This is a genomic window from Pseudomonas sp. GCEP-101, from assembly GCF_025133575.1.
GTDB lineage: Bacteria > Pseudomonadota > Gammaproteobacteria > Pseudomonadales > Pseudomonadaceae > Pseudomonas > Pseudomonas nitroreducens_B.
The window spans coordinates 3,350,771-3,377,549 of record NZ_CP104011.1 but is presented as its reverse complement, the minus strand read 5'-3'; the positions used below and the strand labels follow the sequence as shown (position 1 = coordinate 3,377,549).

The following is a 26,779-nucleotide window of genomic DNA, read 5'->3' as shown; positions in this document are numbered from 1 at the left end:
GCTCAGGCGATGACCTTCGCCGCCTTGAGCGCTGCGACCTGCTCGTCGGTATACCCCAGCTCCGCCATCACCTCGGCCGTGTGCGCGCCCAGCGCGGCGCCGATATGGCGGGGGTCGGGCAGACCGGCGGAAAAGCGGATCGGGCAGGCGATCTGCCGCTGCTCGCCCCCCTGCCCAGTGGGCACCTGGGTGACAACGCCACGCTCGCGCAGCTGCGGATGCTCCACCGCTTCGGCAATCGACAGCATCGGTTCGACGCAGGCGTCCAGTGCGGCGAAGCGCGCCTGCCATTCGCTGAAATCGTGCTTCTCGAAGGCGATGGCGATCTCGCGCTTGAGCGCCTGCTGATCCTCGGTCTTGGGCGACAGCCCGCGCGCGGCCAGCTCCGGACGCCCGATGGCGGCGCAGAATTGCTGCATGAACTGCGGCTCCAGGCTGCCCACCGAGAACCAGCGTCCATCGCGGGTGCGGTAATAGTCGTAGAAGCTCCCGCCGTTGAGCGCGAGGCCCTCCATCTCCGGCTCGACGCCCGCCGCGAGGTAACCCGCGCCGGCCATGCCGTGCAGGCTGAAGGCGCAGTCGGTCATGCTGACATCCACCTGCTGCCCCTCCCCCGTCTGCTGCCGGTGGATGACCGCCGCCAGCAGGCCCATCACGCCGTGCAGCGAGCCGCCACCGATGTCCGCCAGTTGCACGCCCAGCGGCAGCGGGCCGCTCTCGCGGCGCCCGGTGTAGCTGGCGACGCCTGCCAGGGCCAGGTAGTTGATGTCGTGCCCGGCGCGGTCACGCAGCGGCCCGGTCTGGCCGTAGCCGGTGATCGACACGTAGATCAGCTTCGGATTGATCGCCTTGAGCGCCTCGTAGCCCACGCCCAGCTTGTCCATCACGCCGGGACGGAACTGCTCCAGCACAATGTCGTATTCCTGCACGAGCTGCTTCACCACCTCCACCGCCTCGGCCTGCTTGAGGTCCAGCGCGATGCAGCGTTTGTTGCGGTTGAGGTAGGCGTGGCTGGCGGAGGTGCCATCCACATGGGGCGGCAGCACGCGCACCAGGTCCATGCGGGTGGGCGACTCCACCCGTAGCACCTGCGCGCCCATGTCGGCCAGCAGCAGCGAGGCGAACGGCCCCGGCAGCAACGTGGAGAAATCGAGGATCTTCAGGGACGCGAGCGGGCCTTTCATGGGCACTCCTGTTTCGCTCAATCGATGCGTGGCGCCGCGACTTCAGAGCTTCATGCCGCGGCTGATGATCTCTTTCATGATCTCCGAGGTACCGGCGAAGATGCGCTGGATGCGCGCGTTCGCGTACATCTTGCAGATCGGATACTCCCACATGTAACCCCAGCCGCCGTGCAGTTGCACGCCTTCGTCGACTACCTTGCACAGCAGCTCGGTGGTGAAAAGCTTGGCTTCGGCGGCCACTTCGGCGGTGAGCTTCTTCTGGTTGTGGTCCATCACGCAGCGGTCGGTGAACACCTGCGCCACGTCGATCTGCGTGCGCATTTCGGCCAGCTTGAAGCGGGTGTTCTGGAAGTGCGCCACCGGGCGGTCGAACGCCTTGCGTTCCTTGACGTAATCGATGGTGGCGTTCAGCGCCGCCTCGGCGCCGGCCACCGCGCCACAGGCGTTGGTCAGGCGCTCCTGGGCGAGCATGTTCATGAGGTAGAAGAAGCCACCCTTGGCGTCGCCCAGCAGGTTTTCCTTCGGCACTTTCACATTGTTGAAGAACAACTCGGCGGTGTCCTGGCTCTTCATGCCCAGCTTCTTCAGGTTGCGCCCACGCTCGAAGCCCTCCATGCCGCGTTCGACCACGAACAGGCCCATGGCGTGCTTGTTCGACGGATCGGTCTTGGCCGCGACGATCACCAGGTCCGCCAGCAAACCATTGGAGATGAACACCTTGGAGCCGTTGAGGACGAAGTGGTCGCCCTTGTCCACCGACGTGGTGCGCATCCCGGCGAGGTCGGAGCCGGCCGACGGCTCGGTCATCGCCACCGCGAGGATGCTCTCGCCGCGGATGATCCCCGGCAGCCAGCGAGCCTTCTGCTCGGCGTTGCCGTATTCGGCGATGTAGGGGCCGCACAGTGCCGAGTGCAGCGGGATCATGAAACCCGGCTCGTTGATGGCGGCCAATTCCTCGCACATGATCTGTTCGTAGCGGAAATCCTTCAGCGCGGTTCCGCCGTACTCCTCTTCCGCCCAGGGCAACAGGAAGCCCATCTCCCCCGCCTTGCGCCAGACACTGCGGTCCACCACGCCGGCTTCCTCCCATTCCTCCTGGTGAGGCACCACTTCCCTGTCGAGGAAGGATCGGAACGCATCGCGGAACAGGTTGTGCTCGGTCTCGAAGTGATTGCGCAGCATGGTCGACTCCCGGTGGGTTGAGTGCCCGCAGGGTAGGTGCTGGCCGCGCGCGGCCTCAATGACGGGAGCGCTCAGGGTCGATTGACGCAATCGCCCAGTGGATGCGAGTGTGAAACTTCCCAAAGCTGCACCCGAGAGCGCCCGCATGCAGATCCGACCTTTCCAGGCAAAGGACCTTCCGCCGTACGAAAGCTGGTTCGCCGACCCGGTACTCGATGCGCAGTTGGGCCCCATGGACCGCGTCTGGATGGAACAAGGGCTGGTCGATCCGGACAGGGCGCTGTACAGCATCCTGCGAGGCGAAGAGTTGGTCGCGGTGGTGGGGATCAACCTGCCCAGCCCGGCGCATCCGTATTACTTCGTCACCGACCTTGCCGTACGCCCGTCACTGCGCGACTCCGGCATCGGACGCGCGGTGATGGGGCTGGTGATGAATCGCCGCGAATTGCAGGGCAGCCCGCTCTGGAGGGCCAGCGTGCGGCCGGACAACCCGGGGGCGCTGGCTTTCCTTCTCAAGCTGGGCTGGACGCGGCTGGAAATGGGCAACCCGTTCGATGAACTGCTCGAGTTCGAATTCCACCGGCGGCCGGCCGGGCCCGGATTTCGCTGAGGCAGCAAGGCCATAGGAGCGGACTCCGTCCGCGATGGCCAGCCGCCGCGCGAGGCCCACCCGATCACGGATGAATCCGCTCCTACGTAAGGAGCAGCATGACGATTCATTCGAAAGATGTTTTCCCGAAGCCATAAAAAACCCCCGCCGAGGCGGGGGTTCACACAAAGGAGTCAAACGGTAGAGCTGTCTTTCTTAGAACACGTACTGCAGGCGGGTGACGACGCCGTTGCCGTCGTCGTCGCCGTTGGCGTTACGGATGCCGTCGGTGCTGACGTGGACGTAGTCCAGGGATACCTTCACCGCTTCGTTGGCGTACCAGTTCACACCGACGGTGTTGGTGCTGGCCTTGGTGTCGCCCACGTCGCGGGTGGCGGTGGCAACCACCACGTTCGGGTCATCGACCTTGATGTGGTCGTAACGGTAGAAGACTTCCCAGGCACCGATTTCCTTGTTGGCCGGCTTGATGGTGTCGAACTTGGCGCCATCGAGCTTGTACGCGCGGGATTCACCGGTGATGGTGTACGCCAGCTGGCCGTAGTAGCCGTCAGCCTTGATGTCCTGGTAAGCGTCGGCATCAGCCTTCAGCTTGCGCTTCAGGTATTCGGCCTGAGCGGAGAACGGGCCGATGGCGTAGGCGAATTCAGCACCCCAGGTGGAGTCGTCCTTGTAGGAACCGGCCGGGCTCAGGGTGGCGCCGCCAAAGGTCGCGCGGTTGCCGTTGTCGCCAGCATCGTTACCGCCGTTGGTGGCGATACCACGCATGCCCAGACGCGGACGGATGCGGGAGTCGAAGGCGGTGTCGTCCAGGTCACGGTAGGCGTAGTCCACGCCCACGTGCAGCACGTTGCCGTCGGTGTTCAGCGGCGCGAACACACCACGGAAGTTGAACTGCTTGACGCTGTCGCCGTCGGTATCGTCGGCGTCCTTGGCGTACACGCCGGCGTCCAGGTAAGCCATGTTGGCGACGACGCCGCCAACCTGGGCACCCATGCCGTCCTGGTGGGTGTTGATCCAGTCAGCCAGTTCGTAGGCGGAGGTACGCTCGGTAGCGGTGACCCACTTGGAGCTGGTGGCTTTTTCCAGACCGAAGTCCGGGTCGAAGCGGCCGAACTTCAGGGTCACCGGGGCGAAGCCGATGTAGCTGAAGGAAGCTTCGTCGAAGTAACCGTTGTCAGCGTTACCGGAGTTGTGGGACATGTCGTAGTTGATCTGGTATTTCCAGTCCTTGTAGACAGTGCCGCCCAGCTCCAGGTAGGCGCGGCGGAAGTAGGCGCCGTCACCGTTGTTGCCGTTCTTGGTGTAGAAACCATCGAAGCGGCTGTAATCCGCTTGCAGACGGCCACCGAGCTTGAAGCTGAATTCCTTGTCGGTGGTGCCGACTTCAAGACCGCCTTTGGTCTTGATCACGATATCGGCGCCATCGGTGGTGACTGTGCCTGCGAAAGCCTGGGCGGAAACGGCCAGTGCCAGGGCAGTGGCGGCGTAACCGGCGAAGTGCTTACGGATCATCGAAGATTCCCCTTAATGGTATTTGCGTTGAACACGCCGAGTGCCTGGCTGCTGCGCGCCCCCCAAGGACTCGCACAGGCCGTTCTGGCGGCCCCCGTTTGTGTTGCTGGGAATCTTGGCGAGGGGTTATTTCAGAGGAGTTGCTCGTAGATAAAACTTTTATTACAGCGGAACTTTTGATTTCGATATGGCATAAACGTCCCAGGCCGCGGTTGACTAGGCCTGCAGGCGATTCCCGTGAGCCCTTTTGCCGGTATGCTGTCCGCCTTCCCTGAACGACCTTTCCTGCTCAGGCTTTCCGATGCACGAATTGCAACCGCTGATCCAGCAACACGGCCTCACCCTGCTGTTCTTCAACGTTCTGCTGGAACAACTGGGCCTGCCGATCCCGGCCTACCCTGCGCTGATCGTCGCGGGCGCCCTGGCCCTGCAGGGCAGCGGCGTGCCACTTGGCCAGGCCCTGGCGGTCGCCGTGTGCGCCTGCCTGATCGCCGACCTGATCTGGTTCTGCGCCGGCCGCCGCTTCGGCGGTTTCATGCTGCGCAGCGTGTGCAAGGTGTCGCTGTCGCCGGACAGTTGCATCCGCCAGAGCCAGAGCCTGTATTTGCGCGTCGGCCCGCGCGCGCTATTGATCTCGCGCTTCCTGCCGGGCGCCAGCGCGCTGACCACCACCATGGCCGGCATGACGCGCACGCCGCTGTTGCGCTTCCTCGCCTACGACTGCGCCGGCGCGGCGCTTTGGGCCGGCTCGGCACTGCTGCTCGGGAGCATTTTCAGCAGCGCAGTGGACCGCATCCTCGCGTTGCTCACCGAATACGCCAGCGTGGGAGTCGCGGTGCTGCTGGGCGCCTTCGGCCTGTTCATCGCCTGGAAGCTCTGGCAGCGCTTCAGCCTGCTCAAGCGCACGGCGCGGATTCCGCGCATCAGCGTGGACGAACTGCGGGCACGCCTGGATGCCGGTGAGCCGCCGCTGATTCTCGACGTGCGGGCCCAGTTCGATGACGAAGCGATCCCCGGCTCCATCGCCTTCAGCCTGGACGGCGCACTGGATGAGCTGGGCGACAGCCTGGCGGACAAGGACGTGGTGATCTACTGCGCCTGCCCCCACGAACTCTCCGCCGCGATGCTGGCGGAGCGGTTGCAGGCTTTCGGGCACCCGCGCACCTGGGCGCTGTCGGGTGGGCTGGAAGCATGGCGGGCGCAAGCACCTGCACCGGTGGTGAACCCCTCGTAGGAGCGGACTCCGTCCGCGATGGGGAGCGCTTCGCGCCGGTCGTTCAGGACACGCCATCGGGATTTTCGCGGACAAGGTCCGCTCCTACGAGATCTATCTGCGCTAGGGTTGGCCCTCGCCCTAACCCTCTCCCAGGGGGAGACGGGACCATTCGGCGCAGGATGAAAGCTTGGCGTCAGTAGGCTCGGACCGCCCCCTCTCCCTGAGGGAGAGGGCTGGGGTGAGGGGACGCATCGGCACGGACTCCTCCAGAAGAAAACGGTTGCTTACTGTCACCCCAACGCAAGAACGACCCGCGGTTCAACGCCGAGCGCTGTCCCGGCGTAGTTCGGCGAGGTGGTCGGCCAGGCGTTCCGAGTCAGGGGGCGGTGGGTCTGGCAGCAGGCGCAGGGTGGCCTGGGCCAGGCGCATCTGCCGCAGGTAGCGCCGGCAGTGGCGGCACAGCAGCAGGTGCCGGCGTAGCGCGAGCTTCTCGCGCCAGCCCAGCTGTTCGTCCAGCAGGTCGCTGGAGCGCGCCACCAGTTCCTTGCAGGTCAGCATTCCCCGGTCTCCTCGAAATGCTCCACGGTGGCGAACACCTTCAGCCGCGCACGGTGCAGCAGTACCCGGACATTGGAGAGCGAAACCTCCAGCAGATTACAGATCTCCTCCAGCTCCAGCCCCTGGCGTTCACGCAGCAGCAACACGCTGCGCTGCAGTTCGGAGAGGCTCAGCAGGGTCTTTTCCAGGCATTGGCGCAGCTCGTCCTCGGCCAGCAGGGCCTCGGGCGAATCCTCGTGCCAGGCCAGCGGCGCCGGGCTCCAGTGGCCATCGGCGGCGAAGCGGGTTTCGTCGAGGCTGCCGTGGGGCGCGGGCAGGTCGTCCAGCGACACGTCGCGGCGCACCTTGCGCAGGCGGGATTTGGCCGTGTTGGCGGTAATGGTCAGCAGCCAGGTCTTGAGGCTGGCGCGGCCCTGGAAGCCATCCAGGTTGCGCACGGCAGCCAGCCAGGCGTCCTGCACCACCTCATCGGCATGGGCGGCGCCGACGATGGCGATGGCCACGGCGCGCATCGCGCCCTGGTAGGTGGCTACCAGGGTGCGGAAGGCCTGCTGGTCACCGGCCAGCAGGCGGGACAACAGCTCGCTGTCGTCGGCGGGCACGATCAGCGCTTGCGCAGGATCACGCTGCCGATGGAGTAACCGGCGCCGAAGGAACTCAGCACGCCGATGGAGCCGGCGGGCAGGTCGTCCTGGTATTTGTGGAAGGCGATGACCGAACCGGCCGAGCTGGTGTTGGCGTAGGTGTCGAGGATCACCGGCGCTTCGTGGGCCTCGGCGTCACGGCCGAGCAGCTTGCGGGTGATCAGCAGGTTCATGTTCAGGTTGGCCTGGTGCAGCCAGAAGCGCTTCACGTCGCTGACCGGGATGTCGTTCTGCGCCAGGTGCTCGCCGATCAGCTCGGCCACCATCGGGCAAACGTCCTTGAACACCTTGCGGCCTTCCTGCACGAACAGCTTGTCGCGGGTGCCGATGCCCTCTTCCGCGGCGCGGTTGAGGAAGCCGAAGTTGTTGCGGATGTTGTTGGAGAACTGCGTCAGCAGCTTGGTGCCCACCACCTCGAACTGATGCTCGCTGGTGGCCTGGTCGGCACGCTCGATGACCACGGCGGTGGCGGCGTCACCGAAGATGAAGTGGCTGTCGCGATCGCGGAAGTTCAGGTGACCGGTGCAGATCTCCGGGTTGACCATGAGGATCGCGCGGGCCTGGCCCAGCTGCACGCTGTTCACCGCGGCCTGGATGCCGAAGGTGGCCGAGGAGCAGGCGACGTTCATGTCGTAACCAAAACCTTGGATGCCGAGGGCGGCCTGCACTTCGATGGCCACGGCCGGGTAGGCGCGCTGCAGGTTGGAGCAGGCGACGATCACCCCGTCGATATCCGCGGGAGTGCGGCCGGCACGTTGCAGCGCCTGTTTGGCGGCAGCGGCAGCCATCTCGCAGAGAATGCCCCAGTCCTCGTTGGAACGCTCCGGGATGCGCGGCGTCATGCGCTGCGGATCGAGGATGCCCTCCTTGTTCACCACGAAGCGGCTCTTGATGCCGGAGGCCTTCTCGATGAACGCGGAGCTGGACTCGGCCAGCGGCTCCATCTCGCCCTTGGCGATGGCTTCGGCGTGCTGCTCGTTGTGACTGCGGACGTAGCTGTTGAAGGATTCCACCAGTTCATCGTTGGAGATGCTGAACGGCGGGGTATACAGGCCGGTTCCGCTGATCACGACTTTATGCACGGTCAATCCTCTTCTCAATCTGCGCCGCCGGGCCGGGCGGCAAGGTTAGGCATCAAGGTGCCCGCTCGCGGCCGGCACTGGATATTCGTCGCTCCGCGTCCTGGCGCGAAGGCATCGGGAGGGCAATCCCCGCAACCGGGCAGTGTGCCACTCCCACCGCCGGTGGGCACCTTTGCCCGCCCGGCGGTGTGCGGTGCTACCCGGGGGTGCAACCGCTGATCGCTGATTATGCTGCAATTTTCGCCGAAAAGCCGCCGTGCGAGAGCGACATTTGCGCAAGATTACCGACACGAATCACGCCGCGCCTGCGTTGAAGCAACGGATTGAAATTTTCCACCGGCACCATAGAGACAGTGTGGACGCGCTACGGCGCGCAACGCCCTATCCTTCAGCGCATTCCCGACTTTGCCTAGGAGACTTCAGGATGAGTGCCGCGAACCGCCCGGAAATGGACGAACAGACGCTGGAATTCGCCAACCAGGTAATCGACCTTGCCCGACAGGGTGATAGCCTGCGTCTGACGGAACTGCTCCGCCAGGGGCTGCCGGCCAACCTGCGCAACCACAAGGGCGACAGCCTGCTGATGCTGGCCAGCTACTACGGCCACCACGATACCGTCGCTGTGCTGCTTGACCGCGGCGCCGATCCCGACCTGCGCAACAATGCCGGGCAAACGCCCCTGGCCGGCGCCGCCTTCAAGGGCGACCTGGAGATGGTGCGCCTGCTGCTCAGCCGCGGCGCCCAGGTGGAGGGTGCCTCGCCCGACGGCAAGACCGCGCTGATGATGGCAGCGATGTTCAACCGCCCGGAAATCGTCCTCTGCCTGCTGGAGCACGGCGCCAATCGCGAGGCCCGCGACGCCAGCGGCCTGACCGCCATGGCCGCGGCGAAGATGATGGGCGCGGCCGATACCCTGGCGCTGCTCGAAGCCGCCTGAGTCAGTCGATGCGCACGTGCTCGGCGAGGAAGTCGAGCACCGCCCGTACCCTGGCCGGCAGGTGCCCCGGCTTGCCCAGGTAGAGTGCGTGCATGGGTTTGCGGTCGCCGGGATTGAAGTCCGCCAGCACCTCCACCAGCCGCCCGGCAGCGATATCCTCGCGCACCTGGAATTCCGCCAGCCGCGCCAGCCCGAGGCCCGCCAGCGCCAGGTGGCGGACGCTGTCGCCATCGCTGGCCTGGACGTTGCCGCCGGGTTCCGCCTGCTCCGGCGAGCGGCCGAGGAACGGCCAGTCCGGCTCGATCCGTCGATAGCTGAAGCCCACGCAGTTGTGCCGGGGCAGATCGCTCGGCTGCAGCGGCGTCCCCTGCCGCGCCAGGTACTCGGGCGAGGCGACGACCTTGTGCCCGGATTCCCCCAGCGAGCGCGCCACCAGTCGCGAATCCCGCAACGGGCCGCTGCGCACGGCGACGTCGGCGCGGACCTCCAGCAGGTCCACCACTTCGTCGGTCAGGTGCAGGTCGAGACTGACGCCCGGATGCCGCTCGAAGAACAGCGGCAGCGCCGGAATGAGGAATTGCCGCCCGACCGGCAGGTTGCAGCTGATGCGCACCCGGCCTTGCGGCTCGGCGCTGGCCGAAGCCTCACGCTCGGCTTCGTCGAGGTCGGCGAGGATGCGCAGGCTGCGCTCGTAGAACGCCGCGCCTTCCGCCGTGAGTTGCTGGCGACGGGTGGAACGGTTGAACAGACGCGCGCCCAGACGATCCTCCAGCCGCGCCACCAGCTTGCTGACGGCCGACGGGGTCATTCCGCATTGCTGCGCGGCAGCGGTGAAGCCGCCGGTTTCCACCACGCGGATGAAGACTTCCATTTCGCCGAAGCGGTTGACGTCGGGCCGGGCCATGTTGAATTCAATTCACAGGTGATTTGCTGAAAAGCAGTCTATATCAGTAATCCGCTCAGCGATAACGTGGCGCCCATGCTTGAATCCATCGGGAGAGCCCACGTGCCCATTGCCTTGTACGCCCTGACCGCCGGTGCCTTTGGTATCGGCGTAACCGAATTCGTGATCATGGGATTGCTGCTGGAGGTCGGCCATGACTTCGGCGTGTCCATCTCCGCCGCCGGCCTGCTGATCTCCGGCTACGCGCTGGGCGTGGTGCTAGGCGCGCCCTTGCTCACCGCCCTCACCGCGCGCTGGCCGCAACGCCGGACCCTGCTGGGGTTGATGGTGATCTTCACCCTCGGCAACCTCGCCTGCGCCCTGGCGCCGGACTACACCACACTGATGGCGGCGCGCGTGCTGACCTCCTTCGCCCATGGCACCTTCTTCGGCGTCGGCTCGGTGGTCGCCACCAGCCTGGTCCCGGCGGAACGCCGCGCCTCGGCCATCGCGCTGATGTTCACCGGCCTTACCGTCGCCACCATCCTCGGCGTACCGCTGGGCACCTGGCTCGGCCAACTCTATGGCTGGCGCGCGGCCTTCTGGGTGGTGACCGGCATCGGCGTGCTGGCCCTGGCAATCCTTGCGGTCTACCTCCCGCGCAGCAGTGCGCCGCCCGCCGCCGGCAACCTGCGCGACGACTTCCGCGTGCTCAAGCGTCCGGCGGTGCTGCTCGGCCTGCTGACCACCGTGCTGGGTTTCGGCGGCGTGTTCACCGTGTTCAGCTACGTCTCGCCACTGCTGACCCGCCTCGCCGGCTTCTCCGAGACCGCGGTATCGCCGGTGCTGCTGGTCTTCGGCGGCGGCCTGGTGCTGGGCAACCTGCTCGGCGGCAAGCTCGCCGACCGCAGGCTGGTGCCCGCCCTGCTCGGCAGCCTGGTGGCGCTGGCGGCGGTCATGGGCCTGATGAGCTTCGCCCTGCAGAACCAGGTGGCGGTGGTGATTTTCATCGCCCTGCTCGGCGCGGCCGGCTTCGCGACTGTGCCGCCGCTGCAGATGTGGGTGCTGGAGAAGGCCCACGGCGCCGGCCAAAGCGTCGCGGCGAGTTTCAACATCGCTGCCTTCAACCTGGGCAACGCCCTGGGCGCCTGGCTCGGCGGCCTGACCATCGACCACGGACCGGGCCTCGCCGCGCTGCCCTGGGTCGGTGCGCTGCTGCCGCTGGCGGCGATCGCCACGGCGCTATTGTGCCTGCGCCTGGAGCACGGACCGGCGATCTCCGCAGCGACCGCCCAGCAGGCCCGGTGAACGATCGGCGAGACCGTACTGTCGAGGAAAGGGGCGCGCCTTGTCGCGCCCCTTTCTTTTATCCACAGACGGAGGACTCGCCCACCCATGCTGGTTTCGCTTCAGGCACTGCGGGCACTGGCCGCCTGGCTGGTGGTGTTCCATCACTTCATGCAGGTGTTCTTCGATTTCCGTGCCGACAGCCTCGGCGGCAAGCTCCTCTCCACCCGCGGCCAGGTCGGGGTGGATATCTTCTTCGTCCTCAGCGGCTTTGTGATCCACCTCTCCAGCGCTGGCCGGCCGATGTCGCCGGTGACCTTCCTGGTCCAGCGCCTGGCCCGCGTCGCCCCGGCCTACTGGCTGTACACGGCGATCACCGCGCTGATCCTCTACGCCTTCGCCGACGTGATGCCGGTCTACGGTGTCGGCGGCAAATCGCTGCTGCTGTCCCTGCTGTTCATCCCCAGCGAGAACCCCGGCGGCTTCGGCCTCTACCCGGTGCTGCCGGTAGGCTGGACGCTGAACTTCGAGATGCTCTTCTACGGGCTGTTCGCCCTCTCCTTCCTGGTCGCCGAACGCTGGCGCCCGTGGCTGGTCACCGGCCTGGTGCTGCTGGTGGCGCAGGTACTGGCGCGCGAGCCCTGGCTCAGCCACTTCTACCGCAACCCGATCATCTTCGAATTTCTCCTCGGCCTGGGCCTGGCGGCGCTGTACCGGCGCGGCTGGCTGAACCTGCCCCGGCCGCTGGCGCTGGCGATGGCCGCCGGGGCGGTGGCCACCATCGTGCTGTTCCCCGCCGACCATCCGTGGCGCCTGCTGACCTGGGGCCTGCCCGCCGCCGCGCTGCTGGCCGCGTGCGTGGCGCTGGAGCCGTTGTTCGAGCGCAACCGCGTCCTGCACGCGCTGGGCGACTGGTCGTATTCGGTGTACCTGCTGCACGTCATCGTGCTCTGGCTGGCCGCGTACTGGCTGCATGAGCGGCTGGGCCTGACGCCCTACCAGGCGCTGGGCCTCAGCGTGCCGGCCATCCTGCTGCTGTCCTGGCTGAGCTACGAATGGGTGGAGCGGAAGATGGCGCGCACGGTGCGCAGCGCCTACGCGCGGATTGCCGAGCCCGTGGCGGCCAGGCGTGCTCAGGCCGGGTCGCTGTAGACCAGGCGGTTGCGTCCCTCGGCCTTGCCCCGATACAGGCGGCGATCGGTGCACCGGTAGAGTTCGTCCGCATCCAGGCCGTCGCCCGGCCACTCGGCGAGGCCGAAGGTGGCGGAAATCTGGATGCGTTCGCCGTGGTACGTCAGCGGTGCCTCGTCGATGTCACGGCGCAGGGACTCCACCAGCGGCTTGGCGTCGAAGCGGTCGGTGAAGGGCAGCAGCAAGCCGAATTCCTCGCCGCCCAGCCGGCCGATGAGGTCAGTGGCGCGCAGGCGATGGCGCAGGCGATTGCACAGGTGCTGTAGCGCCTTGTCACCGGCATCGTGGCCCCACTGGTCGTTGATGTTCTTGAAGTGGTCGACGTCCAGCACCACCAGCACCAGTCGCGTCTCGTAGCGCGCCGCCTCCTGGATGCAGCGGCGCAGCGCGCGCTGGAAGCTTTCGCGGCTGGCCACGCCGGTCAGCGCATCGGTCAGCGCCAGGTGCCGCAGCTGCTTGTAGGCGGCGGCGCGGCGTTCTTCGTAGACGTGCATGAAGGCGATCATCAGCACGCCGCAGAAGATACCGTTGCCGATGTCGATCAGCCCCGGCGCATCCAGGCGCACCTGGTTGGCGTGCAGGTACATGACCGTGGCAATGAGCATGAACGGCACGGCGAGGAGGAACCCACGCCACTTGCCCAGCAGCAGATACGCCATCACCGGCATGAGGTAGACCCAGACGAAGGCCGTGGCCGACGCGCCGGGCATGACGATGATGTAGAGGATGAAGCAGAAGGTCGGCAGCAGGTAGGCGATGATCCACGGCACCAGCCGGCGAACCCGCTTGAGCCGGTGCGCCGCCCACAGCAGCAACACGCTGGTGAGCAGCTCCGCGCCGGACAGCCAGGCATTGCCGGCGAAGTACTGGAGGAGCGAGAACACCCCCAGGGTCGCCCCGGTGCAACCGAAGATCAGCCGCATCAGCAGGCGATGGTCGGCCTCCTCCAGGCCGGTCGGTCCGGCGCTGGACTCGAACAGGTGGTCCGGGTCGCTGTTGCGGTGCATCGCCCTGCTCCTTGGCTCGACCGCCCGGCGGTTCGGCCGATATGGCGGCATCCGGGCGCTCCAGCCCGATTCAGGTTCCTGAAGACTACTCCAATTTCCTACGATGCATAGCCAACCCGACGGAAACCGGGCGGATAGGCTAGCCTAGGCTGCACTGTCCATGGAGGAAGTCTATGCGTTCGATCCTTGCCGTCGTGTCCGTGCTCGCCATTTCCACTGGGGTGTTGTCCGGCTGTGCGTCGTACCAGAGCGATGAAGTGCAACCCGTCCCCGCCGACCGCCTGCTGGCCTACCAGCAACCGGGCAAGGACAGCGTGAAGGTCGACGTGACCCGCGACGTGGGCTACATCGGCGGTGGCTGCTACGTCGCCCTCACCATCGACCATGAAGTGGCCGCACGCATCGGCAAGGGCGAGTCGGCCAGCTTCCACGTACCGGTGGGCAAGCATGTGGTCGGCATCATCGGCGACAAGGATGGCGAAGGCCTGTGCAGCAAGGCCATGCTGCGCCGCGAGCTGCTGGTGCCGCTGGAACCGGGCGGCAACAACGCCTTCCGCATCGTCAGCGACAACCGCACCGGCTTCGACATCAAGCCGGCGGTCGAGTAACCGCCGACCGCGCGGGTGCGCCTCAGCCGTTCAGCCGGGCGACGAGGCGCGCCTGCAGCTTCTGCAGTTCCTCCGCATCGGCCTTGTTCGCCGCGTGGATGCCCAAGCCCTCGCCGGCGTAGCGCGGGACGATGTGCACGTGGATGTGGAACACCGTCTGCCCGGCCGGCGCGCCGTTGAACTGGGCAATCTGCACGCCATCGGGGTTGAGTTCCGCGACGATCACGCCGGTCAGGCGCTGCACCACGCGCATCACTTTCGCCAGCGCGTCAGGGTCGACCTCGAGGATGTTGCGCGCCGGGGAATTCTTCGGAATCACCAGGGCGTGGCCGTAGGACTGCGGGAACAGATCGAGGAAGGCGAGTACGTCGTCGTCCTCGTACAGCTTGTAGCACGGGGCCTCGCCGCGAATGATCTGGGCGAAGATGTTCTGCGGATCGTAAGTGCCTTGCAGGCTCATGCCGGGGTTCCTTTTCCATTGACTGGGTATGGGCCCGCACCATACCGGTTTGTCGCGCGCAGGTCATGACCGATGGCGCGCGCAGGGCTATCCTGAGGCCTTTCGCTGCTTAACCTCAGTGACCTTGCCGGAGTATGCATGCCAGACCTTTCCGCGTTCCCCATCACCCGCAAATGGCCCGCCGCACACCCTGACCGCCTGCAGCTGTACTCGCTGCCCACGCCCAACGGCGTGAAGGTGTCGATCATGCTGGAAGAGCTCGGCCTGCCCTACGAGCCGCACCTGGTCAGCTTCGAGCGCAACGACCAGATGTCCCCGGAATTCCTCTCGCTGAACCCGAACAACAAGATCCCGGCGATCCTCGACCCCAATGGCCCGGACGGCAAGCCGCTGGCGCTGTTCGAGTCCGGGGCGATCCTGGTCTATCTGGCCGATAAGACCGACTCGCTGATCGCCCCCGGCGCCAGCGGTCGCTACGAGACCCTGCAGTGGCTGATGTTCCAGATGGGCGGCATCGGCCCGATGTTCGGGCAGATCGGCTTCTTCCACAAATTCGCCGGCAAGGACTACGAGGACAAGCGCCCGCTGCAGCGCTACGTGGACGAAGCCAAGCGCCTGCTGGCCGTGCTCGACCGCCACCTGGAAGGCCGCGACTGGATCCTGGGCGAGCGCTACACCATCGCCGACATCGCCACCTTCCCGTGGATTCGCAACCTGGTGGGGTTCTACGAGGCCGGCGAACTGGTGGGCTTCGACAACTTCAGGAACGTGAAGCGCGTGCTGGAGCGCTTCCTCGCGCGGCCGGCGGTGCAGCGCGGGCTGAATATACCCAAGCGGGATTGAGTTTCGGGGCAGAGCCGCCTCGCGGCTCCCCTCACCCCAGCCCTCTCCCAGAGGGAGAGGGGGTTGTCCGTGCAAACTGAACGTTCAGGTTTCAGCCGGCAACTCAGGTTCCGGCTAACGCCGCCACCTCCGTCCACGCCGATCAGTCCCCTCTCCCTCTGGGAGAGGGTGAGGGAAGGGACTCCAGCCGACTACCCAAGTCATCGGCAAGCCGGTCGCGAGCAAGCTCGCTCCCACAGAATCAGGCCTCGACCTGGCTCCATTGCTTGGACAGGCGCTTGTCCGACACCGGCAGTTTCGTCCCCAACTGCTGGGCGAACAGCGAGACGCGGTATTCCTCCAGCATCCAGCGATACAGCACCAGCTCCGGGTCGCGCTTGCCCTCCTGGGCATGCTTGGCCAGGCGCGCCGTGTACTGCTCCCAGTAGCCGGCCATCTCGCCGCTCCACACGCGGTCGCGCTGGACCTGGCCGGCGACCTTGTCCAGGCGTTGTTCCACTGCCTTCAGGTAGCGCGGGTATTCCTTCAGCCATTCCAGCGGCGTGTCGCGCACGAAGCCGGGGTAGACCAGTTGGGCCAACTGCCCCTTCACATCGTTGAGCGGCACCGTCATGGCCAGGTCGACCTTGCCCTTGAAGCGCTTCTGCAGGCCGTGCCAGAGCTTGAGGATTTCCAGGGTCAGACGGGCGATGCGCTCGGCATGCTCGGTCCAGGCGCCGCGCTTCTTCTCGGCGAGGGACGCAAGCCCGGCGCCGTCGCGCGGCAGGCTGCGTTCGCCGTCGAGAATGGCGCTGTCCAGGCTGGCCAGCAGGATGTCTTCCACCAGCGATTCGACGCGCCCCAGCTCGCGGTAGAGCAGGCCCATGTCGGTCTGCCCCGGCAGCTTGCTGCGCAGGAACTTGGCCGGCTCGGCCAACTGCTGCAGAAGCAGGCGCTGCAAGGCGCGGCGGTGCTGGTAGTCGGCCTCGGCCTGGGTCGGGAAGCGGTTTTCCTTGACCACGCCGGCCTCTTCCACCAGCGCCGGGTAGACCGTCATCGACAGCCCCGCGACCTTCTGCTGGACCCTTTCCGCCACCTCGCCAAAGCCCTTGGCTTCCACCGGCTTCTGCGGCTTGTCCGCCTGCGGGATGGCCAGCGCTGCCTGGCTGGCCTCGGCGAAGCGCGCAGTCAGCTCCGCCAGGTCACGGCCTTCGCCGAGAAACTTGCCCCGCGCGTCGACGACTTCGATGTTCATCCGCAGGTGGCTTTCCACCTGGGTCTCGGCCTCCGCCCAGGCCTCTTCCGGCACGCGGCTGCCGGTCATGCGCTGCAACTCGCGACCGAGCGCTTCGGACAGCGCGCCCTCGGCAAAGACCATCTTGCCCAACGCGGCGCGGACGAAGTCCGGCACCGGCACGAAATTCTTGCGGATGGCCTTGGGCAGGCTGCGCACCAGCTCGATGCACTTGGCCTCCAGCAGCCCCGGCACGAGCCATTCCAGGCGCTCGGCGGGCAGCTGCGGCAGCAGCGGCGCCGGCACACGCACCGTCACGCCGTCACGCACGTGGCCGGGCTCGAAGTGGTAGCTGAGCGGCAGTTGCAGCTCGCCCAGGCGCAGGCGGTCCGGGTAGAGCCCGGCGGTGACTTCGCTGGCATCACGGGCGAGGACATCGTCCTCGCGCATGATCAGCAGGTCGGGGTGCTGCCGGTGCTCGCGCTCGTACCATTTCTCGAAGCTGGCGGACTGGTAGATGTCCGCCGGCAGGCGCTCGTCGTAGTAGGCGAACAGGGTTTCTTCGTCGGCGAGGATGTCGCGCCGGCGCGCCTTGGCCTCCAGCTCGTCGAGCTTCTCCAGCAACTGGCGGTTGGCCGACAGGCATCTGGCGCGGCTGTTGATCTCGCCGCGCACCAGCGCCTCGCGGATGAACATCTCGCGCGCGACCGGCGGATCGATCGGGCCATAGTGCACGGCACGGCGGCCGATGATGATCAGGCCGTACAGGGTGACCTGCTCGTAGGCCACCACCTGGCCACGGCGTTTCTCCCAGTGCGGCTCCAGGTAGTTCTTCTTCACCAGGTGCCCGGCCAGCGGTTCCAGCCAGTCCGGCTCGATCTTCGCGACCATGCGAGCGAACAGCTTGGTGGTTTCCACCAGTTCGGCGGCCATGATCCACTGCGGCTTCTTGCGGCCGATCACGCTGGAGGGATGAATCCAGAAGCGTCGCTGGCGCGCACCGAGGTAGTCACCCTCTTCCGCCTTCTGGCCGATCTGGCTGAGCAGGCCGGAGAGGATCGCCTTGTGCACGGCGGCGTAGTCGATGTCGCGCGGCTTCGCGTCCGGCTCACCGCCCTTGTGGGAGCGAGCTTGCTCGCGAACCTGCTTCGCTTCTTTGTCGACGGCTGGCTGACGGCCTTTGTTGTCCTGGGGTTTCGCGGTGTTGGGCTGTTCGCGAGCAATAGCGGAGGCGCCCCCCTCGCTCCTACGAGAAGCATCCGGCTTGCTGAAGGGCAGCTGCAGCTCGCGGCAGATCAGCGTCAGCTGACGGTGCGCATCGCGCCACTCACGCAGGCGCAGGTAGTTCAGGAAGTTCTTCCGGCACCAGGTGCGCAGCGGGTTGGAGCCCAGCGCCTGGCGCTGCTCCTCGAAACCGCGCCAGAGATTGATCAACGCGGCGAAGTCCGAGTCCGGGTCCTTCCACTGCGCATGCGCCTGGTCGGCGGCCTGCTGGCGGTCCATCGGCCGCTCGCGCGGGTCCTGCACGGACAGCGCGCTGGCCACGGTGAGCACTTCCGGCAGGCTGCCCAGTTGCGCCGCTTCCAGCAGCATGCGCCCCAGGCGCGGGTCGATGGGCAGTCGCGCCAGCTGTCGGCCCAGCGGCGTCAGCTGGCCTTCGCGGTTCACCGCGGAGAGCTCCTGCAGCAGGGTGAAGCCGTCGTTGATCGCCTTGCCGTCCGGCGGCTCGATGAAGGGGAAGGCCTCGATGTCGCCCAGGCGCAGGTGGAGCATCTGCAGGATCACCGCCGCGAGGTTGGTGCGCAGGATTTCCGGATCGGTGAAGGCCGGGCGGCCGTTGAAGTCTTCCTCGCTGTACAGGCGCACGCAGATGCCCGGCTCGACCCGGCCGCAACGGCCCTTGCGCTGGTTGGCGCTGGCCTGGGAAATGGCCTCGATGGGCAGGCGCTGCACCTTGGCGCGGTAGCTGTAGCGGCTGATGCGCGCGGTGCCGCTGTCGATCACGTAGCGGATGCCGGGCACGGTCAGCGAGGTTTCCGCGACGTTGGTGGCGAGCACGATCTTGCGCCCCGGCATGGGCGCGAAGATCTTCTGCTGCTCGGCCGGCGTCAGGCGCGCGTAGAGCGGCAGCACCTCGGTGTGGCGCAGGTTGGCCTTGCGCAGCATGTCGGCGGCGTCGCGGATTTCGCGCTCGCCAGGCAGGAACACCAGCACGTCGCCGGGGCGCTTGCCCACGTCGCGCTCATGGGCGGCGATCTCGTCCAGCGCGCGGAGGATGCCCTGGTCCACGGAGAGGTCGTCGAACAGCGCTTCGCCGTCCTCGTCCACTTCCGCCGCCAGCGGGCGATACCAGGTTTCCACCGGATAGGTGCGGCCCGACACCTCGACGATGGGCGCATCGCCGAAATGCCTGGAGAAGCGCTCCAGGTCGATGGTCGCCGAGGTGATGATCAGCTTGAGGTCGGGCCGGCGTGGCAGCAGCGTCTTGAGGAAGCCGAGCAGGAAGTCGATGTTCAGGCTGCGTTCGTGGGCTTCGTCGACGATGATCGTGTCGTAGCGTTCCAGGTAGCGGTCATGCTGGGTCTCGGCCAGCAGGATGCCATCGGTCATCAGCTTGATCAGCGTGCTGTCGTCGCTCTGGTCCTCGAAGCGCACCTGATAACCCACCAATGCCCCCAGCGGCGTGCCGATTTCCTCGGCAACGCGGGTCGCCACGCTACGCGCGGCCAGCCGGCGCGGCTGGGTGTGGCCGATCAGGCCATGGGTACCCCGGCCCAGCTCCAGGCAGATCTTCGGCAACTGGGTGGTCTTGCCCGAACCGGTCTCGCCGGCGATCACCACCACCTGGCTCTTTTCCAGCGCAGCCTTGATTTCATCGCGCTTGGCGGCGATCGGCAGGCTGTCGTCGTAGCAAATCCGCGGGATGCTCGCGCGGCGCGCCTCGACCTTGGCGCAGGAGGCCTGGAAGCGCTCCGCCCACTGGGCCAACCTGGCGTCGTCGGGGTGCTTGCGCAGTTCATGAAGCTGCCGGCGCAAGCGATGGCGGTCGCGGATCATCGCGTGATCCATGCGCTGCAGGAGCTGTTCGGGAGTCGGCGTACTGTCTGTGGTCATCGGCTTCGCGGGCATCAGGCGGGAGCGGCGCGAGCAGGTGCAAAGCCGGTCCCTGGAATGGGCTGTCATGGCGACAATGGGGTGAATTGTCGCAAAAGACCGGCACGGGCCGCCATGCTGATCGCAGGGTGGCCCGGTTAGGCGGGGCGTTGCGCCCCGCCAGGTCAGCGGAGGAACCGGTCGAGCAGGCGCTCGCCAGCCCCTCGAGGACTTAGACTCAGGCCTCTTGGTGTTCGCGCAGCTTGGCCAGGGCGATCGCCAACGCGGCGCCGCCCAGCGTCTTGATCAGGGTCGGGTGCTGGGCGTAGAAGTTGCCGATGCTCTCGACCACGCCCGGGTTGGCTTGCTCGGCCTGGGCGGCCATGGCCTGCACATCGTCGGGGCTCAGTTGGCTGGCCTGCTCCGGCGTCACTTGCGTGGCGCCGGGTTGCAGCACCTTGCCCAGCCCGCCGCTCATCATCTGCCCGACCAGGGCCGGGCCGGCAGCGGCCAGCAACTGGTTCAGCATGCCCGCGCGCTGCGTGTCGTTGGACTGACCGAACAACTGGCTGACGGTATTGGCAAAGGGCGGCGTCTGATCGGAATTGAACATGGCGGTGAGGCTTTGCCCCAGCGCGCCGGCCGGCGCGTTTGCCAGGTGCTCTTCCAGGTTGCCACCCACGGCACCGACCACTTGCTGCAACAACGAATCCATCAAACTCATGGTGATTACCTCAGCTCTTCTTGGCGAACAACAGGTGGTAGAGGGCGAGCAGGACCACGGCGCCGATCACGGCGCCGATGAAGCCCGTGGACTCGCCCGGCTGGTAGAAGTGCAAGGCCTGGCCGGCGAAGGTCGCCAGCAGTGCGCCGGCAATCCCCAGGGCCGCGGTGATGAAGAACCCCACGGGGTTGCTTCCCGGCGTGATCCACCGGGCAATGAGCCCCGCGACGAAGCCGATACAGATCGTCCAGATAAGGTGCATGGCGTTTTTTAACTCCGAGACAGGGGAGAACAGCGCGCACGAGACTACGAGCGGCGCTGCGGCGGAGATATCGGTGATTTCCGAAAACGCGGCGGGTTATGGACACTGTTGCTGCCCCCCGGCGACGGCTCCTGCGTCTTTCGCAGGGCAACCCGGGCCGGAGGACGATGAGGGCGGGCACAAAAAACCCGCCGTGCGGCGGGTTCCTTGTTCGTCGGGCTTAGGCCCTGATCTTCTTCAGCTCTTCGTCGCGCAGCTCGCGACGCAGGATCTTGCCGACGTTGGTGGTCGGCAGGCTGTCGCGGAACTCGACGGACTTGGGCCGCTTGTAGCCGGTGAGGTTGTCGTGCATGTGCTGCATGACCTGCTCCTTGGTCAGGGTGACGCCCGGCTTGGATACCACGAAGACCTTGATCGCCTCGCCGGACTTCTCGTCCGGGATGCCGATGGCGGCGCATTGCAGCACGCCCGGCAGGGTCGCGAGCACGTCTTCGAGCTCGTTGGGATACACGTTGAAGCCCGAGACCAGGATCATGTCCTTCTTGCGGTCGACGATCCGCATGTAGCCGTCGTCCTGGATGATCGCGATGTCGCCGGTGCGCAGCCAGCCGTCCTTGTCGAGGATCTCGTCGGTGGCTTCCTGGCGCTGCCAGTAACCCTTCATCACCTGCGGGCCCTTGACACACAGCTCGCCCCGCTCGCCCAGCGGCAGGTCCTGGCCGTCGTCGCTGATGACCTTGCACAGGGTCGACGGAACCGGGATGCCGATGGTGCCGATCTGGATGTTCTGGAACGGGTTCACCGACACCACCGGGCTGGTCTCGGTCATGCCGTAGCCTTCGCAGATGGCGCAGCCGGTGACGTCCTTCCAGCGCTCGGCGCTGGCCTGTTGCAGGGCCATGCCGCCGGAGAGGGTCAGCTTCAGCGCGGAGAAGTCCAGCTTGCGGAAGCCTTCGTTGTTGCACAGGCCGACGAACAGGGTGTTCAGGCCGACGAAGCCGGTGAACTTCCACTGCGACAGTTCCTTGACCATGCTGGCCAGGTCGCGCGGGTTGGTCACCAGGATGTTGTGGTTGCCGGTGAGCATCATCGCCATGCAATGGAAGGTGAAGGCGTAGATGTGGTACAGCGGCAACGGGGTGATGAGGATCTCGCAACCTTCATTGAGGTTGGCGCCCATCAGCGCCTTGCACTGCAGCATGTTGGCGACCAGGTTGCGGTGGGTGAGCATCGCGCCCTTGGCCACGCCAGTGGTGCCGCCGGTGTACTGCAGCACGGCGACGTCGTCGTTGTGCGGCGAGACTTCCTTCACCGCCTTGCCACGGCCCTTGGCCAGCACGTCGGTGAGCTTCTGCGCGTTGGGGATGTGGTAGGCCGGAACCATCTTCTTGATGTTCTTGACCACGAAATTGACGATGAAGCGCTTGAGCGGCGGCAGCATGTCACCCACTTCGGTGACGATGACGTTGCGGATGCCGGTCTTGGGCAGCACTTCCTCGGCCAGGTGCGCCATGTTCGCCAGGCACACCAGCGCCTTGGCGCCGGAATCGTTGAACTGGTGCTCCATTTCCCGCGCGGTGTACAGCGGGTTGGTGTTGACCACGATCAGGCCGGCGCGCATGGCGCCGAACACCACGACCGGGTATTGCAGCAGGTTGGGCAGTTGCACGGCGATGCGATCGCCGGGCTGGAGATCGGTGTTCTGTTGCAGGTAAGCGGCGAAGTCCCCGGAGAGCTTGTACATCTCGCCGTAGGTCAGGGTCTTGCCCAGGTTGCTGAAGGCAGGCTTGTCTGCAAAGCGTTGGCAGGACTCTTTGAGTACCGCGAGGATGTTCGGGTACTGGTCAGCGTTGATCTCGGCAGCGATCCCCACTGGGTATTTGTCCTTCCAGAAATTGTCGGTCATGGAAGCCCACTCCTAAGCAACAGCTCATCTTTACCGCGTTCGCGGTTCTTTGTTGTGTTTGTGTCGCTTTCCCCTGGCTCGGGGAGCGAAAAGCGGGCCGAGATTATCAGCTTTGGGAAAACGCGACCAGCACCAAACACAGCCTCGCCAGTAAGAAAAATGACCGAAAACAGTGGACCTGGTCATTTTCATTCCGCTCGTCGGAAAAGCCCGTCCCAGAAGGCTCGCAGCCTTGTTGGATTGTCTGACAAAGTGGGTTTCAGGGAAATGAAACCGTAAAAAAGTCCGGGACTGGAGGTCGGACCAAACCGTGTCGCAGGGTAAATCGTCGGAGTTCGAATCAGGCGATTTCGCATGCCATCCGAGGCGCAATGGTTTCCGCCCGCAGCGCTGGCACTTCCCCATGCGCAATGCGCTGCGCTTCAGTGATCTACCTCAACACTGGCCGGGCCCGGATCCAGCAAAGTGCTTTTGCACTCTCCTGGAGAACCCTCATGTTTCCCGAATTCCGCGAAAAAATTTCCCGCCTGAAATCCGAAGACCCGCATTTTGCCAAGCTCTTCCACAGCCACAACGATCTCGACCAGGAGATCAAGAACATGGAAGCCGGCATCATCCCCGCCACCCACGACGCCATCGAGGTGCTGAAGAAGCAGAAGCTCCAGCTCAAGGACGATCTCTACGAAATCCTGCGCAAGAAGGACGGCTGCTGCAACTGCGGCAGTGGCGGCTGCGGCGGCTGACCCGCCCCTGCCAGCGCCCGCGTTGACCGCCAGGAACCCCAGCCGAGGCTGGGGTTTGTTCGTTCACGGCGGCCGAAGTCGTTCTCGGCGGTGACGGCATCGCCCAGGCCTCTGCGCTCCAGGCCCCGCCCAAACAAAAAGGGGGCTGATCCCGGATCAGCCCCCTTTTTTGCCACTCGCCAGGCTTACGCCGTCTCGCGCAGCTCCCGGCGCAGGATCTTGCCCACCGGCGTCATCGGCAGGGCATCCTTGAGCACGATGTGCTTGGGTACCTTGTAGCCGGTGAAGTTTTCCTTGCAGTAGGCCTTGAGCTCCTCGACGGTGACGCCGCCCTCGCGGGCCACCACGAACAGCTTCACCGCCTCGCCGGATTTTTCGTCCGGCACGCCGACCGCCGCGCAGTTGGCGACCTTCGGGTGCGCCATGACCACGTCTTCGATCTCGTTGGGATAGACGTTGAAGCCGGAGACGATGATCAGGTCCTTCTTGCGGTCGACGATGCGGGTGAAGCCATCCGGGTCGATCACCGCGATATCCCCGGTGCGCAGCCAACCGTCGGCGTCCAGCACCTCGGCGGTGGCGTCCGGGCGCTGCCAGTAGCCTTTCATGACCTGCGGGCCCTTCACGCACAGCTCGCCGCGCTCCCCCAGACCGAGGTCATTGCCGTCGTCGTCGATCACCTTCAGCGCGGTGCCGGGCACCGGGATGCCGACCGTACCCAGGCGCGCCTGCTCGCCATAGGGGTTGGTGCTGACCACCGGGGAGGTTTCGGTGAGGCCGTAGCCTTCCACCACGGTGCAGCCGGTCAGGGATTTCCAGCGCTCGGCGGTGGCGGTGACCAGTGCGGTGCCACCGGAGTTGGTGACCTTGAGGTTGGAGAAGTCCAGCTCCTTGAATTCCGGGCGGTCCATCAGGGCGACGAACAGGGTGTTCAGGCCCAGCAGCGCGGAGAAGCGCCACTTCTTCAGCTCCTTGATGAAGCCGGGAATGTCGCGCGGATTGGTGATGAGCACGTTGTGGTTGCCGTTGACCATCATGCACATGCAGTTCGCGGTAAAGGCATAGATGTGGTACAGCGGCAGCGGCGCAATCATCACCTCGTTGCCGACCTGCATCAGCGGCTTGCCGTCCGGCCCGTGCTGCTGCAGGCAGGCGTGCACCTGCTGCATGTTCGCCACCAGGTTACCGTGGGTGAGCATGGCGCCCTTGGCCACGCCGGTGGTGCCGCCGGTGTACTGCAGCACCGCGATGTCGTCCAGGCCGACCTTGACCGGCTGCAGGCCATGGCCGCGGCCCTGGCGCAGAGCGGACTTGAAGGCGACGGCCTGCGGCAGGTTGTACGCCGGCACCATCTTCTTCACGTGCTTGACCACGGTATTGACCAGCAGGCCCTTGAGCGCGGGCTGCAGGTCGCCCATCTGCGCTTCGATCAGGTACTCGATGCCGGTATCGGGGAGCACTTCCTGCACCAGCTTGCCGAACAGGTTCACGTAGACCAGCGCGCGGGCGCCGGAATCCTTGAACTGGTGGCGCATTTCGCGGGCGGTGTAGAGCGGATTGGTGTTGACCACGATGAGCCCGGCGCGCAGGGCGCCGAACACGGCGATGGGGTATTGCAGGATGTTCGGCATCTGCACGGCGATGCGGTCGCCGGGCTTCAAGTCGGTGTGCTTCTGCAGGTAGGCGCCGAAGGCGGCGGACAGGCGATCCAGCTCGGCATAGGTCAGGGTCACGCCCATGTTGCTGAAGGCCGGGCGGTCGGCGAATTTCTTGCAGGAGCGCTCGAAGACTTCCACCACCGACTTGTAGGCGGTCAGGTCTATGTCGCTGGGCACGCCGGCCGGGCGTTTGTCGTTCCAGAATTCAGGTTGCATTTATTCTTGTCCTCGTACCTGAGCGAAACCGAACCGTCATTGCGGTCATTCGACGGAAGCTAGCAGTTCCTTTGGTCATCGCAAAGACTCCAGGCGGCGTCATAGACTGCGTGAATCTTGCGCCACCACCCCGGCATGGCGCGGGATAGAGCCGATGGCCGCCTGGGACGGGACTTGCACGACGATGGCCGGGCATCATCGGCAATCCATACAGGAAATGTCCCGGCGTGGCAGAATCGCCCCGTCCGGCCCATTCCATGGCCCCATTCCAACAAGAATCGACGAACAACAAGCAGGATGGACCCCATGCCCTACGCCGCCTACTGGCTCGCCGCCAGCGACGAGACACCGCTCTACACCCGCCACTGGGCACCGGAAGGCCCGTCGCGCGGGGCCCTGATGCTGTCCCACGGCATGGCCGAGCACAGCGGCCGCTACGAGCGCCTGGGCCTGGCGCTGAACGCCGCCGGCTATCACCTCTACGCCATCGACCAGCGCGGCCACGGCCGCACCGCCGAGAACGGCGAACTGGGCCACTACGCCGACCACGGCGGCTGGGGCAAGGTGATCGGCGACCTGCACACGCTCAACCAGCACGTGCGCGAGGAGCATCCGGACCTGCCGATCATCCTGCTCGGCCACAGCATGGGCAGCTACATCGGCAGCGCCTACCTGCTGCAGCACAGCGCCAGCGTACAGGCGGCGGTGCTGTCCGGCTCCAACTACCAGCCGGTGGCGCTGTACAAGAGCGCCCGCGTCATCGCCCGCTTCGAGCGCTGGCGCCAGGGCCCGCTGGGGCGCAGCGCGCTGATCGACTTCCTGTCGTTCGGCTCGTTCAACAAGGCGTTCAAACCCAACCGCACCGCCTTCGACTGGCTGAGCCGCGACCCCGCCGAGGTCGACAAATATGTCGCCGACCCGCTCTGCGGCTTCCGTTGCAGCAACCAGCTGTGGGTCGACCTGCTCGGCGGCCTGGCTGATATCACCCCGGTGGCACAGCTGTCGCGCATCCGCAGCGACCTGCCGCTGATGGTGATCGGCGGCGAGCGCGACCCGGTCAGCCAGGGCAGCCGCCTGCGCGATCTCGCCCAGGCGATGACCCGGGCGGGGGTTCGCGACGTCCAACTGACGATTTATCCCGACGCTCGCCACGAGTTGTTCAACGAGAGCAACCGCGACGAGGTCACCCGCAACCTGATCGACTGGCTGGGCGCGCACTGCCCCCTCCCACAGGTCGAGAAATCCGAGGAGCCCCTATGACAACCGTGCAAAACGTTCCCTACGACGAACTCGAAGTCGGCCAGAAGGCCAGCTTCCAGCGCAGCGTCGGCGAGCGCGACATCCAGCTGTTCGCCGAAGTCTCCGGCGACCGCAACCCGGTGCACCTGGACGCCGACTACGCCGCCACCACCCAGTTCAAGGAGCGCATCGCCCACGGCATGCTCACTGGCGCGCTGATCAGCGCGGCGATCGCCACCACCCTGCCCGGCCCGGGCACCATCTACCTCGGCCAGAACCTGGCCTTCACCCGCCCGGTGAAGCTGGGCGACCAGTTGACGGTGGAACTGGAAGTACTGGAAAAGCTGCCGAAGAACCGCGTGCGCATCGGCACCGTGGTGCTCAACCAGGACGGCAAGGCCGTGGTCAAGGGCGAGGCCGAAGTCATGGCGCCGACCGAGAAGCTCAACATAGAACTGCCCGCGCTGCCGCCGATCACCATCGGCTGATGGTCGCTCCGGGGCCGGCCACCGGCCCCGGAA

At 65.9% G+C, this 26,779-nt stretch carries 24 protein-coding genes; 10 read left to right on the top strand and 14 right to left on the bottom strand.

The genetic code is table 11. The features are described from left to right. Nucleotides 1-2: 2 nt before the first annotated feature. Both N0B71_RS15450 and N0B71_RS15445 read right to left on the bottom strand, forming a co-directional pair. A complete protein-coding gene (locus tag N0B71_RS15450) occupies nucleotides 3-1,184 on the bottom strand; it encodes a CaiB/BaiF CoA transferase family protein (protein ID WP_259753434.1) in 1,182 nt (393 codons plus the stop codon). Between the two features lie 42 nt (nucleotides 1,185-1,226). Next, nucleotides 1,227-2,366 (bottom strand): acyl-CoA dehydrogenase family protein, encoded by a 1,140-nt coding sequence (locus N0B71_RS15445; RefSeq protein ID WP_259753433.1) that lies wholly within the window; start codon nucleotides 2,364-2,366, stop codon nucleotides 1,227-1,229. Nucleotides 2,367-2,511: 145 nt separating this feature from the next. Here N0B71_RS15445 and N0B71_RS15440 point away from each other — a divergent pair, with 145 nt between their 5' ends. Next, complete coding sequence (locus tag N0B71_RS15440) at nucleotides 2,512-2,976, top strand: GNAT family N-acetyltransferase (RefSeq protein ID WP_259753432.1); 465 nt, start codon at nucleotides 2,512-2,514, stop codon at nucleotides 2,974-2,976. Nucleotides 2,977-3,171: 195 nt separating this feature from the next. On the opposite strand, the gene N0B71_RS15435 is transcribed toward N0B71_RS15440, so the two are convergent. Beyond that, complete coding sequence (locus N0B71_RS15435; RefSeq protein ID WP_259753431.1) at nucleotides 3,172-4,488, bottom strand: OprO/OprP family phosphate-selective porin; 1,317 nt, start codon at nucleotides 4,486-4,488, stop codon at nucleotides 3,172-3,174. 301 nt (nucleotides 4,489-4,789) lie between these two features. Here N0B71_RS15435 and N0B71_RS15430 point away from each other — a divergent pair, with 301 nt between their 5' ends. Then, on the top strand, nucleotides 4,790-5,722 hold the full coding sequence (locus N0B71_RS15430) for a DedA family protein/thiosulfate sulfurtransferase GlpE (protein WP_259753430.1): 933 nt from the start codon (nucleotides 4,790-4,792) through the stop codon (nucleotides 5,720-5,722). A gap of 300 nt (nucleotides 5,723-6,022) precedes the next feature. Here N0B71_RS15430 and N0B71_RS15425 read toward each other — a convergent pair whose 3' ends face one another. The 3 genes from N0B71_RS15425 to N0B71_RS15415 are packed head-to-tail and all read right to left on the bottom strand — an operon-like array spanning nucleotide 6,023 to nucleotide 7,988. Then, nucleotides 6,023-6,262, bottom strand: coding sequence for a zf-HC2 domain-containing protein (locus tag N0B71_RS15425; protein ID WP_259753429.1), 240 nt, complete (start codon nucleotides 6,260-6,262; stop codon nucleotides 6,023-6,025). Further along, nucleotides 6,256-6,864, bottom strand: a complete 609-nt coding sequence (locus N0B71_RS15420) for an RNA polymerase sigma factor (RefSeq protein WP_259753428.1) — start codon at nucleotides 6,862-6,864, stop codon at nucleotides 6,256-6,258. The genes N0B71_RS15425 and N0B71_RS15420 overlap by 7 nt, the downstream gene beginning before the upstream one ends. A 2-nt stretch (nucleotides 6,865-6,866) precedes the next feature. Further along, nucleotides 6,867-7,988 carry a beta-ketoacyl-ACP synthase III gene (locus N0B71_RS15415; RefSeq protein ID WP_259753427.1) on the bottom strand — a complete coding sequence of 374 codons (1,122 nt, stop codon included), beginning with the start codon at nucleotides 7,986-7,988 and terminating at the stop codon, nucleotides 6,867-6,869. Between the two features lie 424 nt (nucleotides 7,989-8,412). Between N0B71_RS15415 and N0B71_RS15410 the strand changes: the two genes are divergently transcribed. Beyond that, nucleotides 8,413-8,925 (top strand): ankyrin repeat domain-containing protein, encoded by a 513-nt coding sequence (locus tag N0B71_RS15410; RefSeq protein WP_259753426.1) that lies wholly within the window; start codon nucleotides 8,413-8,415, stop codon nucleotides 8,923-8,925. A gap of 1 nt (nucleotide 8,926) precedes the next feature. Here N0B71_RS15410 and N0B71_RS15405 read toward each other — a convergent pair whose 3' ends face one another. Beyond that, nucleotides 8,927-9,829 (bottom strand): LysR family transcriptional regulator, encoded by a 903-nt coding sequence (locus N0B71_RS15405; protein ID WP_259753425.1) that lies wholly within the window; start codon nucleotides 9,827-9,829, stop codon nucleotides 8,927-8,929. Nucleotides 9,830-9,931: 102 nt separating this feature from the next. On the opposite strand from N0B71_RS15405, the gene N0B71_RS15400 reads away from it, so the two are divergent. Together N0B71_RS15400 and N0B71_RS15395 are read left to right on the top strand one after the other, a co-directional pair. Continuing rightward, a complete protein-coding gene (locus tag N0B71_RS15400) occupies nucleotides 9,932-11,116 on the top strand; it encodes an MFS transporter (RefSeq protein WP_259753424.1) in 1,185 nt (394 codons plus the stop codon). A gap of 87 nt (nucleotides 11,117-11,203) precedes the next feature. Continuing rightward, the gene (locus tag N0B71_RS15395; RefSeq protein ID WP_259753423.1) at nucleotides 11,204-12,247 is read left to right on the top strand and encodes an acyltransferase family protein; all 1,044 of its coding nucleotides are present in this window, start codon (nucleotides 11,204-11,206) and stop codon (nucleotides 12,245-12,247) included. Here the strand turns inward: N0B71_RS15395 and N0B71_RS15390 are convergent. Continuing rightward, complete coding sequence (locus tag N0B71_RS15390; protein WP_259753422.1) at nucleotides 12,229-13,293, bottom strand: GGDEF domain-containing protein; 1,065 nt, start codon at nucleotides 13,291-13,293, stop codon at nucleotides 12,229-12,231. The genes N0B71_RS15395 and N0B71_RS15390 overlap by 19 nt on opposite strands. Before the next feature lie 173 nt (nucleotides 13,294-13,466). On the opposite strand from N0B71_RS15390, the gene N0B71_RS15385 reads away from it, so the two are divergent. Beyond that, a complete protein-coding gene (locus tag N0B71_RS15385; protein WP_259753421.1) occupies nucleotides 13,467-13,901 on the top strand; it encodes a 3-isopropylmalate dehydratase in 435 nt (144 codons plus the stop codon). Between the two features lie 22 nt (nucleotides 13,902-13,923). On the opposite strand, the gene N0B71_RS15380 is transcribed toward N0B71_RS15385, so the two are convergent. Further along, nucleotides 13,924-14,361, bottom strand: coding sequence for an HIT family protein (locus N0B71_RS15380; protein ID WP_259753420.1), 438 nt, complete (start codon nucleotides 14,359-14,361; stop codon nucleotides 13,924-13,926). A gap of 138 nt (nucleotides 14,362-14,499) precedes the next feature. Between N0B71_RS15380 and N0B71_RS15375 the strand changes: the two genes are divergently transcribed. After that, nucleotides 14,500-15,204: a glutathione binding-like protein gene (locus tag N0B71_RS15375; RefSeq protein ID WP_259753419.1), complete on the top strand. Its 705-nt coding sequence runs from the start codon at nucleotides 14,500-14,502 to the stop codon at nucleotides 15,202-15,204. 241 nt (nucleotides 15,205-15,445) lie between these two features. Here the strand turns inward: N0B71_RS15375 and hrpA are convergent, their stop codons facing one another. From hrpA to fadD1, 4 genes are all read right to left on the bottom strand, one after another. After that, entirely contained in the window at nucleotides 15,446-19,531 is a 4,086-nt protein-coding gene (hrpA, locus tag N0B71_RS15370) for an ATP-dependent RNA helicase HrpA (protein WP_259753418.1), read from the bottom strand. Nucleotides 19,532-19,748: 217 nt separating this feature from the next. Then, the gene (locus N0B71_RS15365) at nucleotides 19,749-20,234 is read right to left on the bottom strand and encodes a hypothetical protein (RefSeq protein ID WP_259753417.1); all 486 of its coding nucleotides are present in this window, start codon (nucleotides 20,232-20,234) and stop codon (nucleotides 19,749-19,751) included. A gap of 10 nt (nucleotides 20,235-20,244) precedes the next feature. After that, on the bottom strand, nucleotides 20,245-20,496 hold the full coding sequence (locus N0B71_RS15360) for a GlsB/YeaQ/YmgE family stress response membrane protein (RefSeq protein WP_259753416.1): 252 nt from the start codon (nucleotides 20,494-20,496) through the stop codon (nucleotides 20,245-20,247). Nucleotides 20,497-20,716: 220 nt separating this feature from the next. Beyond that, nucleotides 20,717-22,402 carry a long-chain-fatty-acid--CoA ligase FadD1 gene (gene fadD1 / locus N0B71_RS15355; protein ID WP_259753415.1) on the bottom strand — a complete coding sequence of 562 codons (1,686 nt, stop codon included), beginning with the start codon at nucleotides 22,400-22,402 and terminating at the stop codon, nucleotides 20,717-20,719. A 494-nt stretch (nucleotides 22,403-22,896) separates the two neighbouring features. On the opposite strand from fadD1, the gene N0B71_RS15350 reads away from it, so the two are divergent. Continuing rightward, nucleotides 22,897-23,145, top strand: coding sequence for a YdcH family protein (locus N0B71_RS15350; RefSeq protein WP_259753414.1), 249 nt, complete (start codon nucleotides 22,897-22,899; stop codon nucleotides 23,143-23,145). A 185-nt stretch (nucleotides 23,146-23,330) separates the two neighbouring features. Here the strand turns inward: N0B71_RS15350 and fadD2 are convergent, their stop codons facing one another. Further along, nucleotides 23,331-25,019, bottom strand: a complete 1,689-nt coding sequence (gene fadD2, locus N0B71_RS15345; RefSeq protein ID WP_259753413.1) for a long-chain-fatty-acid--CoA ligase FadD2 — start codon at nucleotides 25,017-25,019, stop codon at nucleotides 23,331-23,333. Between the two features lie 306 nt (nucleotides 25,020-25,325). Between fadD2 and N0B71_RS15340 the strand changes: the two genes are divergently transcribed. Continuing rightward, nucleotides 25,326-26,279, top strand: coding sequence for an alpha/beta hydrolase (locus N0B71_RS15340; protein WP_259753412.1), 954 nt, complete (start codon nucleotides 25,326-25,328; stop codon nucleotides 26,277-26,279). Then, nucleotides 26,276-26,746 carry a MaoC family dehydratase gene (locus N0B71_RS15335; RefSeq protein WP_259753411.1) on the top strand — a complete coding sequence of 157 codons (471 nt, stop codon included), beginning with the start codon at nucleotides 26,276-26,278 and terminating at the stop codon, nucleotides 26,744-26,746. The genes N0B71_RS15340 and N0B71_RS15335 overlap by 4 nt, the downstream gene beginning before the upstream one ends. Nucleotides 26,747-26,779: the final 33 nt, after the last annotated feature.